The 15437-nt window shown below is 72.0% G+C and carries 16 protein-coding genes; 2 read left to right on the top strand and 14 right to left on the bottom strand.

Annotated features, from left to right (window positions below; genetic code table 11):
- The first annotated feature begins 5 nt into the window (after positions 1–5).
- Positions 6–1235: a cysteine--1-D-myo-inosityl 2-amino-2-deoxy-alpha-D-glucopyranoside ligase gene (mshC, locus tag AB0M70_RS17565; protein WP_365820867.1), complete on the top strand. Its 1230-nt coding sequence runs from the start codon at positions 6–8 to the stop codon at positions 1233–1235.
- A 99-nt stretch (positions 1236–1334) separates the two neighbouring features.
- On the opposite strand, the gene AB0M70_RS17570 is transcribed toward mshC, so the two are convergent.
- The 4 genes from AB0M70_RS17570 to AB0M70_RS17585 form a co-directional block, all read right to left on the bottom strand.
- Positions 1335–1925, bottom strand: a complete 591-nt coding sequence (locus AB0M70_RS17570; protein WP_365820868.1) for a hypothetical protein — start codon at positions 1923–1925, stop codon at positions 1335–1337.
- Between the two features lie 34 nt (positions 1926–1959).
- Positions 1960–3756 carry a S8 family peptidase gene (locus AB0M70_RS17575; protein WP_365820869.1) on the bottom strand — a complete coding sequence of 599 codons (1797 nt, stop codon included), beginning with the start codon at positions 3754–3756 and terminating at the stop codon, positions 1960–1962.
- 292 nt (positions 3757–4048) lie between these two features.
- Positions 4049–5089 carry a PAC2 family protein gene (locus AB0M70_RS17580; protein ID WP_365820870.1) on the bottom strand — a complete coding sequence of 347 codons (1041 nt, stop codon included), beginning with the start codon at positions 5087–5089 and terminating at the stop codon, positions 4049–4051.
- 140 nt (positions 5090–5229) lie between these two features.
- Complete coding sequence (locus tag AB0M70_RS17585) at positions 5230–5901, bottom strand: FadR/GntR family transcriptional regulator (RefSeq protein ID WP_363210853.1); 672 nt, start codon at positions 5899–5901, stop codon at positions 5230–5232.
- A 172-nt stretch (positions 5902–6073) separates the two neighbouring features.
- Here AB0M70_RS17585 and AB0M70_RS17590 point away from each other — a divergent pair, with 172 nt between their 5' ends.
- Positions 6074–6616, top strand: a complete 543-nt coding sequence (locus AB0M70_RS17590; RefSeq protein ID WP_365820871.1) for a MarR family transcriptional regulator — start codon at positions 6074–6076, stop codon at positions 6614–6616.
- On the opposite strand, the gene AB0M70_RS17595 is transcribed toward AB0M70_RS17590, so the two are convergent.
- From AB0M70_RS17595 to AB0M70_RS17640, 10 genes are read right to left on the bottom strand one after another with little or no spacing between them, the layout of a single operon-like run.
- Positions 6598–7617 carry an aromatic ring-hydroxylating dioxygenase subunit alpha gene (locus AB0M70_RS17595; RefSeq protein ID WP_365820872.1) on the bottom strand — a complete coding sequence of 340 codons (1020 nt, stop codon included), beginning with the start codon at positions 7615–7617 and terminating at the stop codon, positions 6598–6600. The genes AB0M70_RS17590 and AB0M70_RS17595 overlap by 19 nt on opposite strands.
- Positions 7618–7622: 5 nt before the next feature.
- Entirely contained in the window at positions 7623–7847 is a 225-nt protein-coding gene (locus AB0M70_RS17600; protein WP_365820873.1) for a recombinase-like helix-turn-helix domain-containing protein, read from the bottom strand.
- Positions 7848–7881: 34 nt separating this feature from the next.
- Entirely contained in the window at positions 7882–8817 is a 936-nt protein-coding gene (locus AB0M70_RS17605; RefSeq protein WP_365820874.1) for a PDR/VanB family oxidoreductase, read from the bottom strand.
- Positions 8818–8830: 13 nt separating this feature from the next.
- Positions 8831–10786, bottom strand: a complete 1956-nt coding sequence (locus AB0M70_RS17610; protein WP_365820875.1) for a thiamine pyrophosphate-binding protein — start codon at positions 10784–10786, stop codon at positions 8831–8833.
- 12 nt (positions 10787–10798) lie between these two features.
- Positions 10799–11584: an SDR family oxidoreductase gene (locus tag AB0M70_RS17615; RefSeq protein ID WP_365820876.1), complete on the bottom strand. Its 786-nt coding sequence runs from the start codon at positions 11582–11584 to the stop codon at positions 10799–10801.
- 29 nt (positions 11585–11613) lie between these two features.
- A complete protein-coding gene (locus AB0M70_RS17620) occupies positions 11614–12369 on the bottom strand; it encodes an SDR family oxidoreductase (protein ID WP_365820877.1) in 756 nt (251 codons plus the stop codon).
- Positions 12362–12883 carry a cupin domain-containing protein gene (locus AB0M70_RS17625; RefSeq protein WP_351165026.1) on the bottom strand — a complete coding sequence of 174 codons (522 nt, stop codon included), beginning with the start codon at positions 12881–12883 and terminating at the stop codon, positions 12362–12364. The genes AB0M70_RS17620 and AB0M70_RS17625 overlap by 8 nt, the downstream gene beginning before the upstream one ends.
- A gap of 14 nt (positions 12884–12897) precedes the next feature.
- Positions 12898–13707 carry an alpha/beta fold hydrolase gene (locus AB0M70_RS17630; protein ID WP_365820878.1) on the bottom strand — a complete coding sequence of 270 codons (810 nt, stop codon included), beginning with the start codon at positions 13705–13707 and terminating at the stop codon, positions 12898–12900.
- Entirely contained in the window at positions 13704–14501 is a 798-nt protein-coding gene (locus tag AB0M70_RS17635) for an aspartate dehydrogenase domain-containing protein (protein ID WP_365820879.1), read from the bottom strand. Before AB0M70_RS17635 ends, AB0M70_RS17630 begins: the two co-directional genes overlap by 4 nt.
- Positions 14498–15436 carry a VOC family protein gene (locus AB0M70_RS17640; RefSeq protein ID WP_365820880.1) on the bottom strand — a complete coding sequence of 313 codons (939 nt, stop codon included), beginning with the start codon at positions 15434–15436 and terminating at the stop codon, positions 14498–14500. Before AB0M70_RS17640 ends, AB0M70_RS17635 begins: the two co-directional genes overlap by 4 nt.
- Position 15437: the final 1 nt, after the last annotated feature.

A 15437-nucleotide genomic window follows, 5' to 3' on the forward strand; every position in this document is an offset into this window, starting at 1 on the left:
ATGGAATGCATGCCTGGCCCGCTTCTGAGGTCCCCGCCCTTCCTGGCAAGGGCCGCGACCTCCGGATCCACGACACCGCGACCGGCGGTCTTGTCACCCTTGACCCCGGTCCCGTCGCCCGTATCTACGTCTGCGGCATCACTCCGTACGACGCCACCCACATGGGTCACGCGGCGACCTACAACGCGTTCGACCTCGTGCAGCGCGTGTGGCTCGACACCAAGCGGCAGGTTCATTACGTCCAAAACGTGACCGACGTGGACGACCCGCTCCTGGAACGCGCCATCCGCGACGGCAAGGACTGGGTCGAGCTCGCCGAGGGTGAGACCGCCCTGTTCCGCGAGGACATGACCGCCCTGCGCCTGCTCCCGCCGCAGCACTACATCGGAGCCGTCGAGGCGATACCCGGCATCGTGCCGCTCGTCGAACGGCTCAGGGACATGGGCGCCGCCTACGAGCTCGAGGGCGACGTCTACTTCTCGGTCGAGTCCGACCCGCACTTCGGCGAGGTGTCGGGACTGGACGCCGCCGCGATGAGGCTGCTCTCCGCCGAGCGCGGCGGCGACCCGGACCGTCCGGGCAAGAAGGACCCGCTCGACCCGATGCTCTGGATGGCCGCCCGCGAGGGCGAGCCGAGCTGGGACGGCGCCTCGCTCGGCCGTGGCCGCCCCGGATGGCACATCGAGTGCGTGGCCATTGCCCTGGACCACCTGGGCATGGGCTTCGACGTGCAGGGCGGCGGCTCCGACCTCGCCTTCCCGCACCACGAGATGGGCGCGTCGCACGCCCAGGCGCTCACCGGTGAACACCCCTTCGCCAAGGCGTACGTGCACGCCGGCATGGTCGCCCTGGACGGCGCGAAGATGTCGAAGTCCAAGGGCAACCTGGTCTTCGTGTCGAAGCTGCGGCGGGACGGGACCGACCCGGCCGCCATCCGCCTCGCCCTCCTGGCGCACCACTACCGCGCCGACTGGGAGTGGACCGACGCGGTCCTGACCGAGGCCGTGGAGCGCCTCGGCCGGTGGCGTGCCGCCGTCTCGCGCCCCGACGGACCCTCCGCCGACGCCCTCGTCGAGGAGATGCGCGAAGCCCTGGCCGACGACCTGGACGCACCGGCCGCGCTCGCCGCGGTCGACGCCTGGGCCGCCCGCCAGGAGGCCGAGGGCGGCACGGAGGAGGGCGCCCCCGGCGTCGTGTCCCGCGCGGTCGACGCGCTGCTGGGCGTGGCCCTGTAGTCACCCGTCGACCACCGGGTTCATCCGGCACGTAGAGCGGCGCCGGGCGGGAAGGACTCCGCCCGGCGCCGCGGTCCGTTCACGCGACGGCGGTCACCGTCACTTCGTGACCACGATGGCCACCAGATACGCCGGGTTGGTGGTGTCGTAGTAGCCGTACACCCGCTGCCCGAACGCGAAGGCCTCCTGCACCTCGTCGCGGGTCTGCGGGTTGGGGTTGATGTACACCCGCCACGCGTCGTCGACCCACAGGTAGAGGGCCGACGCCTGGCCGGGGAGGGGCTGGACGACGTCCCAGAACGACGTCGCGACGTTCGACGCGACCGCCTGCGTGGAGATCTCGGGCGCCTGCGCATGCGGGATGTTCTCCTGGCCGAGCTGCTGGAGCAGCTGCTGGTAGGGCTGCTGCTGACCGAGCTGCTGGAGCTGCTGCTGGAGGTGCGGCGGGGCCTGCTGCTGCGCACCCTGCATCCCCTGCATGCCCTGGGGACCCTGCATTCCCTGCATGCCCTGCTGGCCGAACTGGCGCTGGTCGTAGGACTGCTGGCCGAACGGCTGCTGCTGTTGCTGGCCGAACTGCCGGCCGGACTGTTGGCCGAACTGCTGGGGCGGCGCGGTGCTCGGGCCCTGCTGGCCCTGTTGCTGCTGGCCTTGCTGCTGCATGGGGTTCATTTGCGGGGTGGTGCTCATGCGTGTGCCACCTTCCCTCAATGGTTGTGATGCTTCAGCCCGTGACGACCAGGCCGACGACCTCGTCGTCCGAGAACCAGACGCGTACGTCGGGGTGTCCTCCGGCGAAGGCGGCGCGCACCGCCTGGCGGATGTCGGGGGACGGGTCGTTCAGGTTGCGCCACTCGCCGGCGACGAACAGCCGCAGGCGCGACGGGAGTTCGGGGGGATACGGGATCAGCTCGTCCCAGTAGCGTTCGGCCCGGCCCGAGCCCACCGCCGACGGCAGCAGGTTCGTGACCGCCGACTTGATGTCCGGGCGGTTGCCGATCCGCTGCGAGGCCGGGCGGCCCGGTGCGTCCTGCTGCGGCGAGCCCGTCGAGCGCAGCACCGTACGCGCCCGGTCCGAGGTCATCAGCTGCTGGCCCGCGGCCTTCAGCATGCCCTGCAGGCAGGCCAAGGCGCCGACGACGACGGGTGAGGCGGACGAGGTCCCGGAGAACGTGTCCGTGTACCAGGCGATCTCGTCGGGGCCGCCCTGCAGATCGCCCGGCTGGTTCCAGGAGCCACCGGTCGTGGTTGTCTCGCGGCCCCAGCCCTGGGCGTCCACGCGGGCGCCGTAGTTGGAGAACGCCAGACGTGAGCGGTCGGGGCCGTGATCGCGGCCGTGGGTGCCGGGCGGCGGTGCGCCCGCGCCGACCAGGACGGCGCGCGAGGGCCGGTTGGAGGGGTTGAAGGGGTTGCGCCACGACTCGGGGAACTCGTCGGGCCTGCGCTCGTACACCGCGTCGTCGAGGGACTCCGCGCCGTTGCCCGCCGCGCCCACGACGATGACGCCCTTCGCGGTGGCGTACCGGATCGCCGCGTAGTCGTCGGGCCACCACTCCAGGGCGATGTAGCCGCGCTGGTCGTCGCGTGGTTCGAAGTCGAACCGCGGCCCCGGGCGGTGGAGTTCGATCAGGACGATGTCGCCGGGGCCGAGCCGCTGTGCCGCCGCGTGGATCGTCGCCGCGGTGCCCAGGGGCTGGAAGGAGGCCGTCGCGGTCATCGCCTCGGGCGCGATGCCCGTGATGCCCACGTAGTTGCGGTCGCCGCCGATCACACCGATCACCGCGGTGCCGTGGTTGCGCCAGGCCACGTCCTGGATCGGCGTCCCGATGACCACGCCGGCGAGCTTGCCCGTCAGGTCCTCGTGGCTCAGCTGCCAGGCGCCCTCGATGTCGATCACCGTGACGCCCTCGCCCGAACCGCCGAGTCGCTGCCACGCCCAGTGCGCGTCGACGCCTTCGGGCGCGGGGCGCAGATAGCCCTGGCGGCCGGTGAAGTCGGGGGTGACGGGGGCGCCTTCCTTGCGGCGCGCGGACTCGTCGATGTCGGGGTTGCCGTGCTCTCCCGGCCCGCGCTGGGACGGGGTCTGCGGCTTGTCGGTCGCGCCGAGCGACGCGGGTACGGCACCCGGCTTCACGTACGCCGTGTCGATCCCCGGCAGCGCGGCGAGCCGCGAGCGAAGTTCCTGGGCCCGGCTCTCGCCGCCGCGTACGCGGTAGAAGAGCGCCAGGTCGCCGCCGTCACCGCCGTCCGCCTCGGGGTGCTGCCCGGCCGCGGAGTGCAGCCGCTCCTCGTTGCCGAACAGCGGTTCAAGGGCGAGCTGTTCGTCGCCGAGGAACATGTTCAGGGCCGACACGTCGGAGCCCGCCGCCGAGCGGACGCCCTCGGCCCCGGCCCGCAGCCGGGCCTCCGGCCGTGCGACGACGATCAGCTCCTGCTCGGACGCGCGGTAGGTGAATCCCGCCCCGTCGGGTCCGGGGCCACTGGCTCCCGGGCCCCCTGCCGGCTCTACCTGGTCGGTCATCGCTTCACCGCTCCCTTCGGTCATCGGGGTCTCCCCTGCTCGAACGGAGTCGAGAGCTCGGGGAAGGGTGCCGTGCTGCGCGCTGTGGCCGCGCGTTCCGGGGCACACCTTGCTACCGCCGGGCGCGGCCGTCCACCCCCTTTGCCCCAACTGGGTTTGAAATCAAGGGGATCGGGGAAACCCGTGCATTTCGTCCGGAAGGCGATGTCACGTCTCCATCCGGCCAGACGTGGAACGCGAAGGGGCGGCACCCTCACGGGTGCCGCCCCGGACAACTCGATCTGCGCCGCTGTCAGTCCTCGGAGGAATCAGCGGGTCCGGATTCGTCGCTGCTCTCCTCGTCCGATCCCGCCGCCGCTCCGGACCCCGGTTCCGTGTCCGGACGCGTCTGCGGCCTCGGCGGCCGGGTGCGGTCGCCACCAGGGGTGTCGCGCAGATACGGGGCCGTGTCGCCGCCCTCCGTGGCGTGCCCGCCGGGCTGCGGCGGGCCGCCGCCGTCGCGCCGGCGCAGATAGCGCTCGAACTCGCGGGCGATGGCTTCGCCGGTCGCCTCGGGCAGCTCGGCCGTGTCCCGTGCCTCTTCGAGCGACTGGACGTACTCGGCGACCTCGCTGTCCTCGGCCGCGAGCTGGTCCACGCCCACCTGCCAGGCACGCGCGTCCTCGGCGAGGTCGCCCAGCGGGATGCGCAGGCCGATGAGGTCTTCCAGGCGGTTCAGGAGCGCCAGCGTGGCCTTGGGGTTCGGCGGCTGCGAGACGTAGTGCGGGACGGCCGCCCACAGGCTGACCGCCGGAACACCCGCGTGCGTGCACGCCTCCTGGAGGATGCCGACGATGCCCGTCGGGCCCTCGTACTTCGTCTCCTCCAGGTCCATGGTGCGGGCCAGGTCCGGGTCGGAGGTGACGCCGCTGACCGGGACGGGGCGGGTGTGCGGGGTGTCACCGAGCAGTGCGCCCATGATCACCACCAGCTCCACGCCCAGTTCGTGGGCGAACCCCAGGATCTCGTTGCAGAACGACCGCCAGCGCATCGACGGCTCGATGCCGCGCACCAGCACGAGGTCGCGCGGCTTGTCGCCGCCCACGCGGACCACCGAGAGCCGGGTCGTCGGCCAGGTGATCTTGCGGACGCCGCCCTCAAGGAAGACCGTGGGGCGGTTGACCTGGAAGTCGTAGTAGTCCTCGGCGTCAAGTGCCGCGAAGACCTCGCCCTTCCACTCCTTGTCGAGATGCGCGACCGCGGTGGAGGCGGCGTCGCCGGCGTCGTTCCAGCCCTCGAACGCGGCCACCATGACCGGGTCGACCAGCTCGGGTACCCCCTCGAGCTCGATCACCCAGGCCTCCTTCCGACGTCCTTTACGTACGCCCCAACCTTACGGCGTCCGGCGGGGCCCTCCGCAGCCCCCTTGCGCGGGCCGCGATGGATGGATCATTGCCCCGTGGAAGGCCCGCGCACTCCCTCACAACCCGTGCTTCACAGCGTCGAGCGCAGCCACTGCTCCACGCTCGCGATGTGCACCGTCGCCCATGACCTGGCCGCCTCGGCGTCGCGGGCGCGCAGCGCGGTGAGGATCGCGCGGTGCTCGTGCAGGGTGCGGCTGACGGCGTCCTCCTGCGTGAGGCCGCGCCAGACGCGGGCCCGGGTGGTGGGTCCGGAGAGGCCGTCCAGGAGCGAGCAGAGCACCGAGTTGCCGGACGACTGCACGATGCCGCGGTGGAACTCCAGGTCGCAGGCGACCAGTTCCTCCACCGAGGGGGCCGGGCCGAGCGCGTCCAACTGGGCACTCAGCACGTCGAGTTCGGCCTCGGTGATGTGGGCGCTCGCCATCGCGGTGGCGGCCGGTTCCAGGATGCGGCGCACCGCGAGGAACTCGAGGACCGTGTCGTCGCGGTGGAAGTCGACGACGAAGCTGAGCGCTTCGAGAAGGAGCTGCGGGTCCAGACTCGTGACGTACGTGCCGTCGCCCTGTCGTACGTCGAGGATGCGGATCAGCGAGAGGGCGCGCACCGCCTCGCGCAGTGAGTTGCGTGAAAGGCCCAGGTCGGCGGCGAGTTCACTCTCCTTGGGCAACCGGTCGCCGGGGCGCAGCGCGCCGGAGACGATCATGCCCTTGATCTTTTCGATGGCCTCGTCGGTGACAGCCATGGGGACCTCGCCTCGCAAGACAGAAGACATCCGATGTATCGGACGAGTATGGCGGGTCCAAGCGCCGTCGTGCACGAGGTCCCGTGAACACGTACTTCTCTCAGGGCTAAGATTTCCCTACTGACCACGGCCGGACACCGGCCGCGGGACGGCGAGAGGGAGGCTACGGCAGATGGCCGGGAAGAAGTCGGCGGGGCCCCAGCGGGACGCGGTCGCGTCGATCATCGAGGACTGGGCGAGGGAACGGCCGGATCTCGACACCGCGCCCCTGGAGGTCCTCGCGCGGCTGCACCGGACCTTCCTGCGCTACAACACCAGGCTCACCACGGCGATCGAGCGGCACGGCCTCGCGGTCGCCGGGTTCGACGTGCTGACCGCGCTGCGCAGGGCCGGGGCGCCCTACCGGCTCACGGCGGGCCAGCTCGCCGACTCCGGTCTCGTCTCGTCGGCCGGCGTGACGCTGCGCATCGACCGCCTGGAGAAGGACGGCCTCATCGTGCGCGAGCGCGACGCCGAGGACCGCCGCGTCGTCTACTCACGGCTCACCGAGGCGGGACTCGCCAAGATCGACGAGGTGTTCGCCGAGCATCTCGACAACGAACGCCGGATGCTCGACGGACTCTCCCCGGCCGAGTGCCGTCAGCTGGCCCGCCTGATGTCCAAGCTGGAGCGGTCCATCACCGACTCCGACACCCCTCACGAACCGGAGGCCTGAGCCTCCGCCTCCGCACGGTACATGCGGCGCAGCCGGACCACGCCCAGGTCGTGCTGGTAGAGGTTCTCGCGCTGGTCGGCGTCGGCGGGCATCGCCTCCAGCATCACGCGGTCCTGTTCGAGGACCTGCCAGTGGCGCTCCTCGATGAGGGTTTTGTAGAGGAAGCGCCAGGTGTCGCGCTGCCAGCCCTGGACGCGGCGGTAGCGCCAGAAGAAGACACCCGTGCGGTTCTCGTCGACCGGGCAGACCATGCCGACGATCCCGAACGGGCCACCGGGGCCTGCCGACGGCGGGTAGGGGATGGTGAGGTCCACCCAGTCCACGCCGGTGCGGCAGAGCTCCACCCAGTCGAAGTTGACGCCCCGCTGGTCGGTCTTCTCGAAGAAGTAGCCGCGGTCCGTCTCCCGGATGCGGAACTTGGCGGTGGTGTCACCGTCGTACATCGTGTGCGACTCGTGGTGCAGGAAGGCGCCGTGCATCGGGTCGAGGAGGTTCTCCACCGCGAACCGCCAGGGGCCGTTCCACTCCGCGTAGCAGAGGATCGCGTCGACGTCGGGGTCCGTCAGCGGTTCGGGCAGGGTCAGTTCGGCGGGCTCCGGGTGTTTCTCGTCGCCGAAGTACGCCAGGATCGCGCCGCCGATCTCGCGCACGGGCAGCGACGTGACGAGTTTCTTGCCCTCCAGGTTGCAGCCGGGCAGGCCCGGTACGGAGGAGACGGTGCCGTCGGTCTCGACCTCCACGCCGTGGTACCAGCAGGCCACCCGGTCACCGAGGTGTTTCCCCAGGGAGAGGGGCGCCCCGCGGTGCGGACAGCGGTCGGCGAGCATCGAGAGGGCGCCGTCGGAGCGGCGGAAGAGCAGCCACTGTTCGCCAAGGGCGGTGACCTTGCGCATGGCGCCGGGGGCGACGAAGTCCGAGGGGACGACGGGGTGCCACTGGTTGCGCAGGCCGGTGGCGTAGATGTGGTCGGCCGAAGCGGTCGGGCCTGCAAGGGTGGTCATCGGGGTCACGCTCCCAGTCGGTTCATCTCGGCACGGAAAGACTCCTCGGTCCACGGGGCGCCGTCGGGCGCGTGCACCTGACGGGCGTTCAACCCGTCGATGACGTCGGAGAGTTCATGGCCCTCTTTGGTAAAGACCTCTTCGAGGGTGGCGGCGAGCTTGTACTCGTAAGGGGTCGGCTCGTGCGTACGGGACTGGTGGATGTCCAGGTACGGCCAGGTGGTGGTCACGGTTGCCTCCGGTGGGGAATCACGGATCGGGGGATCACAGGTCGAGGACGAGACGGCCGGACGCGCAGCGCGAGACGCAGATCATCATCGAGGCGTTCGCGGCGTGCTCGGCCTCACTGAGCAGGAAGTCGCGGTGATCGGGCGTGCCGTCGAGCACACGCGTCTCGCAGCTGCCGCAGATGCCTTCCTGGCAGGAGCTGCTGACGCTCAGGCCCGCGTCCTCGGCGGCCCGCAGGATGGACGTGCCGGCGCCGACGGAGAGGGTGAGGCCGGACGTCCGGCACTCCACCTCGAACGCGGAGTCGTCCCCGGCCTGCTCCACGACGGGCGCGGCGAACCGCTCCACGCGCAGCCGGTCCGGCGGGCAGAGCGCCTCCACGGCGGCGAGCAACGGCTCCGGCCCGCAGCAGTACACGAGCGCACCTTCGGGCAGTCCGTCGAGCGCCGACACGAGGTCGATGTGCCCGTGCTCGTCCTGCGGTACGACGGTCAAGCCGCCGTCCAGCGAGCCCAGTTCGTCGGTGAACGCCATCGAGCCCCGGTTGCGTCCGCCGTACACCATGCGCCAGTCGGCCCCGCGCCGCGCCGCCTCGCGGGCCATGGCGAGCAGCGGGGTGACACCGATTCCGCCCGCGACGAAGAGGTAGCCGGGGGCGTCCTCTAGTGCGAAGTGGTTGCGCGGCTCGGAGGCGGTGACCGTCTGTCCTGGCCGCAGCTTGGTGTGCACGTGTCGGGAACCGCCGCGCGACGACGCCTCGTTGAGGACGCCGATGCGGTACGCCGTCGCGTCGCGCGGGTCGCCGCACAGGCTGTACTGGCGTATGTGCCCGCCCGTGTGGAGGTCGAGGTGCGCCCCGGGGCTCCAGGCGGGCAGTGGCTTGCCGTCCGGATGGACGAGTTCGACGGAGAGCACGCCGTCCGCTTCCCAGGTCATGCGGCGTACGAGGAGCGTGAGTTCGCTCTCGTTCATGGTGAAGTCCTCCTCACTGGCCGGGGATCTTGACGGGCGGGGTGAACGGGTTCTTCATCGGACCCAGGCGGGCCAGGTCGACCTCGACGAGGGTCGGCCCGTCGGACGCGACGGCGTGGCCGATCACCGGCATGGCGTGCTCCTCGGCGGCGATCCTGGCGTAGGGCAAACCGCAGGCCTGGGCGAGGAGTTCGAAGTCGGGGGTGGCGAGGTCGACTCCGGAGCGGCGCTCGCTGTAGCGGTCCTGCATGTTGCGCAGCACGCCGTAGCCGCCGTCGTTGAAGACGATCAGCGTCAGGCGTGGCCGCTCCTGGGCGAGCGTGAGCAGTTCGCCCAGGTGGACGGCGAGCCCGCCGTCGCCGGCCAGGACGACCGTGGGTGCGTCGGGCCGCGCGAGGGCCGCGCCGATGCCCATGCCGAGCCCCTGGCCGATGCCGCCGCCGCGCGGGAAGACGTTGTCGCGGGGGTCGTACATCTCCAGGAGCCGGTTGCCCCAGCTGCTGGACGGGATGGTCACGTCACGGGCCACGACCGCCTCGCGGGGCAGCGCGGCACGGATGGCGTCGCAGATCGCGGCCTGCGGTCCGATGTTGTCGTGCAGGGTGGCGCGGACGTCCGCGCGGACGGCGGCGACCCGCCGCGTCCAGCTCTCGTCGGCCCGGCGCGCGTGCGGGAGCAGGGCAGTGAGCACCTCGGGCGCGTGCCCGTGCAGGGCGTGGCGGGCCGGGTACACGCGGCCGAGGGCGGCGGCGTCGACGTCGATCTGGATGTGCGCGTCGGGGAGCGTGAGCCGGTAGTCGGCGGTCTCGTTGGACCGGAAGTGCGTGCCGATGGTCAGCAGCAGGTCCGCGTCCGCGAGGAGGGACCGGACCGCCGGCGTGGTGGCGAAGTTCCCGATGACCTGCGGGTGGTCCTCGGGCACGGCACCCCGGCCGGAGTTGGACGTGAGCAGCCCGGCGCCGGTGACGTGCAGCAGCTCGGCGAGCTCGGCGCGCGTACGGGTGGCCCCACCGCCGGCCCAGATGAGGGGGCGCTCGGCGGCGGCCAACAGGGTCTGGGCGGCGACGAGTTCGGAAGCGGCGGGGGTGGGGTGGGGCCGTGCTGAAACTCCAGGGTGGCCGAGTGGCCGCAGGCTTTCGGTCTGCTGGGTGCCGGGCGGGGCGGCGTCAGCGGCGCGGGATCGCTGTTCCCCGCCGGACGGCTTCTTCGCCGGTGCCGGTGCCGGTGTCCCGGGAGGAGGGGTCACGTGCCGCTCGGCTGCTGCCGGAGAGGCTTGGGTCGCTGGTGTGCTGGGCAGCGAAAGCGTGGTGCCCGGTGCCGTCTTCTCCGGCGTGGCCGCAGGCCGCTCGGTACGCTCCGGAGCCAGCGGGGCGTGCTGCGTGCCGGGACCCGGAAGCGCTGCCCCCGCGATCGACGGCGCCGCGTCCGTCTGGGCCGCGTACTGCAGGTCCACCGGCCACTCCACGCTCGCCGGGCCGCCCGGGTCCGCCAGCGATGCCTGTGCCGCCTCGCGGAGTATGCGGCCCGCGGTGTCGGTGGACGTGATGGTCGCGGCGTACGTGGACACCGCGCCGAGCATCCCCAGCTGGTCCTTGGTCTCGTGGATGAAACCGCGGCCGCTGCCCAGGAACTCGCTCTCCACCTGTCCGGTGACGTGCAGGACGGAGGTGCCCGCGCTCAGCGCCTCGACCAGGGAACCGGCCGCGTTGCCCGCGCCCGTCCCGGTCGAGGTGAGCGCGCAGCCGAGCGAGCCGCGCGCACGGCCGTAGGCGTCGGCCGCGTTCACGGCGGTCGCCTCGTGGCGCACCGGGACGAAGCGCAGCTCCCGGTCGACGGCCTCGACCAGCGGCAGGTTGTGCACGCTGACGATCCCGAAGACCGTGTCGATGCCGAGTTCCCGCAGGACGGCGACGAGCAGGTCGCCGCCGGTGGCGTGGTGTGCGGACGGCGTGGAGGGAATGGGTGGCATGGGGGGAGCTCCTCAGAGGATGCCGCGGCCGACGCCGCCGCAGACGTCGATGCTGGTGCCGGTGGTGTACGAGGCGCGGGGCGAGAGCAGCGCGACGATCGCGTACGCGACCTCCTCCGCGCGGCCGAGGCGGCCGAGCGCGATCCCGCGGTCCGCCGCGAGCTCCGCCTGCCAGTCCTCGTACGACAGACCCGACTCGGCTGCAGCGTGGCGGCGGGTCCACTGGCCGGTGTCGATCAGGCCCAGGCAGACCGAGTTGACGCGGATGCCCTCGGGGGCGAGTTCGGTGGCCAGGGACCTGGAGAGGTTGAGGATGCCCGCGCGGGCGGCGCTCGTGGTGATGAGGCGGGGCTCGGGCTGCTTGGCGAGGACCGCGTTCACGTTGACGACGCTCGCCGCGTCCGACGCCGCCAGGTGCGGGCGGGCCGCGTGCAGGGGGTTGAGGACCCCGGCGAACTTCAGCTCGAGCTCGTCGCGCCAGTCGTCGGCGGTCGACTCGTCGAGGCCCTTCATGCGGGACTGCCCCGCGTTGTTGACGAGGCCGTCGAGCGAGCCGAAGGTGTCCGCGGCGCGCTCGGTGAACTCCCGTACGACAGCCGCGTCGCGTACGTCGCACACGCCCGTCAGGAGGCGGTCACCGCCGCCGAGGCCGGCCGCGGCCTTGGCGAGGCGGTCGGCGTCACGCCCGCAGGTCGCGACGCGCGCGCCCTCGTCGAGCAGGGCGCGGACCGTGGCCAGGCCGACGCCCGAGCTGCCGCCGGTGACCAGGACGGTCCGGTCGGAGAGGCCCAGATCCATAACTCAGTGCTCCTGTAGATCAGTTCACGTCAGTTCATGGTGAAGCCGCCGTTGACGGCGATCACTTGTCCGGTCAGATAGCGGGACTCCTCGGAGAGGAGGAAGGAGACGAGCCCGACGAGGTCGTCCGGCTGCTGCGGGCGGGAGATCGCCCGGTTGCCCCGGTAGAGCGCGTGCCGCTCGGCGGGCACCGTCGCGGTGGCCTCGACCTCGGTGAGCCCCGGCGCCACCGCGTTGACGGTGATGCCCTGGTCGCCGAGCTCGCGCGCCATCGCCCGGGTCAGGGCGATGACCGCGCCCTTGGAGGCGATGTAGTGGGCCAGGCGCGGCGAACCGTAGAGGGCCGCGTCCGACGCGATGTTGACGATCCGGCCGGGGGAGCGGAACTGCGGGTGCAGGGCCTTGGCGACCAGCCACGGGCTGCGGGCGTTGACCGCCATCAGCCGGTCCCACACCTCGACGTCGATGTCCTGGAACTCTTTGCCGCCGACGCCGTTGGCGAGCGCGGCATTGTTGACCAGGCCGTACAGAGACCCCAAGCCGCCCACGGACAGGGCGAGTTCGGTCACCGACTCCGGGTCCGCGACATCGCACCGCACGAAATGCGCGTCCAGTCCGTCGGCGCGCAGCCCGGCGACGGCCTCGTCGCCGAGCCCCGCGTCCACCTCGGCGACGACGACCCTGAAGCCGTCCTCGCCCGCCCGGCGGGCCATGGCGAGACCGAGGCCACGGCCCGCGCCGGTGATGACGACGGTGCGGTCGCCGGTCGTGCGGTCGTCAGTCACGGGTGACGCCGTGCATGGGCGAGTGCTCGGGGTACGTCGGCACCTGCGGCTTCTGCGTGCCGATGACGACGCAGAAGAGCGCGTCGGTGTCGCCCTCGTTCTTCAGGGAGCGCGCCACGCCCGCCGGGACGACGATCATGTCGCGGTAGCCGAGGGTGCGGTACTCGACCTCGTCGGCGCCCCGGTGGATGCCCACCTTGACCTGCCCCTCCAGGACGAAGAAGGCCTCCTCGACGTCGTGGTGGGTGTGCTCGGGGCCCTCGGCGCCGGGCGGAAGGAGCATGTTGGAGAAGGTGAAGCCGCCCGACGGCAGGATGCGGCTGTCGTTCTCGTGATTGCCGGTCGCACCCGATCCCACGTAACGGATCTGGCCGCGGCGGTACTGCGGGCCCGCCTTCTCCTGGAAGGACAGCGTGCTGAAGTCCGCGACGCGGGACTCCTTGGTGGCGATCAGCGAGTCGGTGTACGTGCCGAGGTCGCCGCCGTTGTCGTACTCGGTGGTGGTCAGAGGCATGGCGGGGCTCCGTCTCAGAGGTGTTCGGGGATGTGGGCGGTGATGCGGAGGTGGGAGAGGACCCAGGCGTTGAAGGCCTCGGGCTGCTCCTGGTTGGCCAGGTGACCGGCGTCCTTGACGATCACGTAGGCGGTCTTGTGCAGGGCCCCGGCGATGGCCTGGGAGGCCTCGACGCCGGTGACCCGGTCCTGGTCGCCGCAGAGGACGAGGGCGGGCGCCGCGATCGTGGGGATCTCGGGGCGCAGGTCGGCGCCGGCCATGGACCGGGCGGCGTACGCGTACCCGGGCAGGCGCACCGAGGCGGCCATGGTGTCGACGACCCGGCGGACGAGCCGAGGGGGCGCGTCCGGCGAGACGAGCCGGGGGCCACGCCGCTCGGCGAACTCCCGCGGCCCGAGTTCCGCGAGCTCGGCCGCCCGCTGCCGCATGGCGTCGGCCTTCGCGGGGTCGGTGCCGGAACCGGCGCTGGAGTCCGCCACGATCAGCGAGTCGACCAGCTCGGGGTGGCGCGCCGCCAGCCGCAGCGCGATCACCCCGCCCCACGAGACCCCGAGGACATGGGCGCTCGCGCCGCGCTCCCGGATGAGGGCGGCTGCCGCGTCCGCATAGCCGTCCAGGTCCAACGGAACGTCCGGGTCGGCGGACTTGGCGTACCCGGGAGCGTCCCAGGCCACCACCCGCACATACGCGGACAGCTCGGCGAGCTGCGGCGCGAAGGCGGCCGACGAGGAGCCGATGCCGTGCAGGCAGAGCAGGAGAGGGCCCTGCTCACCCGCCTCCTGGACATGGACGGCGGTCGCCTCCTCGGCACGGACGGCGGTCACAGGATCTGCCCCGTCCGGCCCGCGAGCGCCGCGAGGCTGCGCAGGACCGCGTACGGCACGACCTGGCTGGTCGCCGGGTTGCCCGGGTCCGGCAGATGCGCGACCTCGAAGCGGTACGAGCCGTGCGCGCCGGACGCTTCGACGACATGCCGCGTGTGGTGGGCGCCGGGGTCGGCGACGACCTGGACCCGCACAGCGTCCAGGTCGCCGACGGCGAGGGCGACCGATGCCGCGACGTTCGTCGACTTGGGGAACTTCACGGGGACATCGCGCGCGGTCCCCGACATGACCTCGACCGGGCCGGTGGCCGCCCGCATCCGGGACAGCAACTCGGCGTCCATCCATGGCTGTTCAAGGGTGGCGGGAAGCTTCGTCGTGGTGAGCCGCACCTCGTCGAGCGGGCCAAGGGAACGCACCGCCTGGAGCAGGTCGAGCCCGCCGACAGCGCCCCCGGTGAAGTACACCCGGCCGGGTCCGGCGGCCAGGAGCCGCTTGGAGAGCTCCTCGTCGGTGAGCGCGCCCGTCGAGGCGATCAGCAGATCGGTCCCGGAGGCGAGGACACGCTCGCCCCACTCCCGTACGACTCCCTGGCCCGCCGCCTCGACGATGAGATCGCACCGCTCCATGGCCTCGTCGAAGGAGACCTGCGGGGCGGGGGCGCTCTCGCCGAGCGGACGGTTGTCGACGAGGCACGTCAACTCGGCCCCGGTGACCCGGTGTTCGGCCAGTGCGGTGCCGACGACGCGCCCGATGGCACCCCAGCCGACGATGCCGACCTTGCGTACGGCGCTCATGCGTGAACCTCCGGTTCGTTCCGGGCGGACAACGGGCCGGGGTCGGGCGCCCCCGCCATGTGGCAGCGGATCTCCTTCGACGGCGGCCCGGCCGTCCCCCAGAGGTCGGAGAGCTCGGGCACCCGCCGCCAGACCTTGGCGATCCACGCGTCCTCGACGATCTGCGCGACCTCGGAGGTGTACTCGCAGACGAGCCCGGAGGGGTCGGTGAAGTAGGAGAAGGTGTTGTTGCCGGGGCCGTGCCGTCCGGGACCCCACTGCGGGGCGATCCCGTGGTGCCGCAGCCGGCCCAGGCCCCGCATGAAGTGGTCGACCGAACTCATCTCGTACGCCACGTGGTTGAGCGAGGCCCACTCGGCCTGGTTGAAGGCGATGCAGTGGTGGTCGGCGTTGCAGCGCAGGAACGCCATCTGGTGCTCGGACCAGTCGGAGACGCGCAGGCCGAGGACGTCGCGGTAGAAGGCGACGGAGGCGTCGATGTCCGCCGTGTTGAGCACGGCGTGCGTGACACCCACCGGCACAGCCCCGTCCCGGCCGCGCGGCGGCACCGCGTGCACCTCCGCGCTGATCTCGATCAGGCGGTGCTCGGGGTCGGTGAAGCGCAGGCCGTAGCCACCGCCGACCTGGTCGAGCGGGCCGGGCCCGGCGACCGGCGTGATGCCACGGGCGAGGAGCCGGCGGGCGGCTTCGTCGACCTCGGCGGGCGTGGCCACGGCGAAGGAGATCTTGCCGAGGCCGACGCGGTCGGCGCGGGTGAGCTGCAGGGCGTGGTGCTCGGCGCCGGTGCCGCGCAGCCAGGCGGCGGCGCCGCGCTCGGACTCCACGGTCTCCAGGCCCCAGACCTCCTGGTAGAAGTCGGCGGCCTCGGTGAAGGAAGGCGTGAGCAGTTCGACGGAGCGCAAAGCGCGCAGCCGTGCGACGGGGGGTTGAGGCATG

Origin of the sequence: Streptomyces sp. NPDC051214 (assembly GCF_040682375.1) — a bacterium.
Taxonomy (GTDB): Bacteria; Actinomycetota; Actinomycetes; order Streptomycetales; family Streptomycetaceae; genus Streptomyces.

What these genes read in the sequence shown, in the direction of transcription:
- mshC (WP_365820867.1), top strand. Translation starts at nt 6, where the DNA reads ATGCATGCCTGGCCCGCTTCTGAGGTCCCCGCCCTTCCTGGCAAGGGC.
- AB0M70_RS17570 (WP_365820868.1), bottom strand. Translation starts at nt 1,925, where the DNA reads ATGAGCACCACCCCGCAAATGAACCCCATGCAGCAGCAAGGCCAGCAG.
- AB0M70_RS17575 (WP_365820869.1), bottom strand. Translation starts at nt 3,756, where the DNA reads ATGACCGACCAGGTAGAGCCGGCAGGGGGCCCGGGAGCCAGTGGCCCC.
- AB0M70_RS17585 (WP_363210853.1), bottom strand. Translation starts at nt 5,901, where the DNA reads ATGGCTGTCACCGACGAGGCCATCGAAAAGATCAAGGGCATGATCGTC.
- AB0M70_RS17590 (WP_365820871.1), top strand. Translation starts at nt 6,074, where the DNA reads ATGGCCGGGAAGAAGTCGGCGGGGCCCCAGCGGGACGCGGTCGCGTCG.
- AB0M70_RS17595 (WP_365820872.1), bottom strand. Translation starts at nt 7,617, where the DNA reads ATGACCACCCTTGCAGGCCCGACCGCTTCGGCCGACCACATCTACGCC.
- AB0M70_RS17605 (WP_365820874.1), bottom strand. Translation starts at nt 8,817, where the DNA reads ATGAACGAGAGCGAACTCACGCTCCTCGTACGCCGCATGACCTGGGAA.
- AB0M70_RS17610 (WP_365820875.1), bottom strand. Translation starts at nt 10,786, where the DNA reads ATGCCACCCATTCCCTCCACGCCGTCCGCACACCACGCCACCGGCGGC.
- AB0M70_RS17615 (WP_365820876.1), bottom strand. Translation starts at nt 11,584, where the DNA reads ATGGATCTGGGCCTCTCCGACCGGACCGTCCTGGTCACCGGCGGCAGC.
- AB0M70_RS17625 (WP_351165026.1), bottom strand. Translation starts at nt 12,883, where the DNA reads ATGCCTCTGACCACCACCGAGTACGACAACGGCGGCGACCTCGGCACG.
- AB0M70_RS17635 (WP_365820879.1), bottom strand. Translation starts at nt 14,501, where the DNA reads ATGAGCGCCGTACGCAAGGTCGGCATCGTCGGCTGGGGTGCCATCGGG.
- AB0M70_RS17640 (WP_365820880.1), bottom strand. Translation starts at nt 15,436, where the DNA reads ATGCCTCAACCCCCCGTCGCACGGCTGCGCGCTTTGCGCTCCGTCGAA.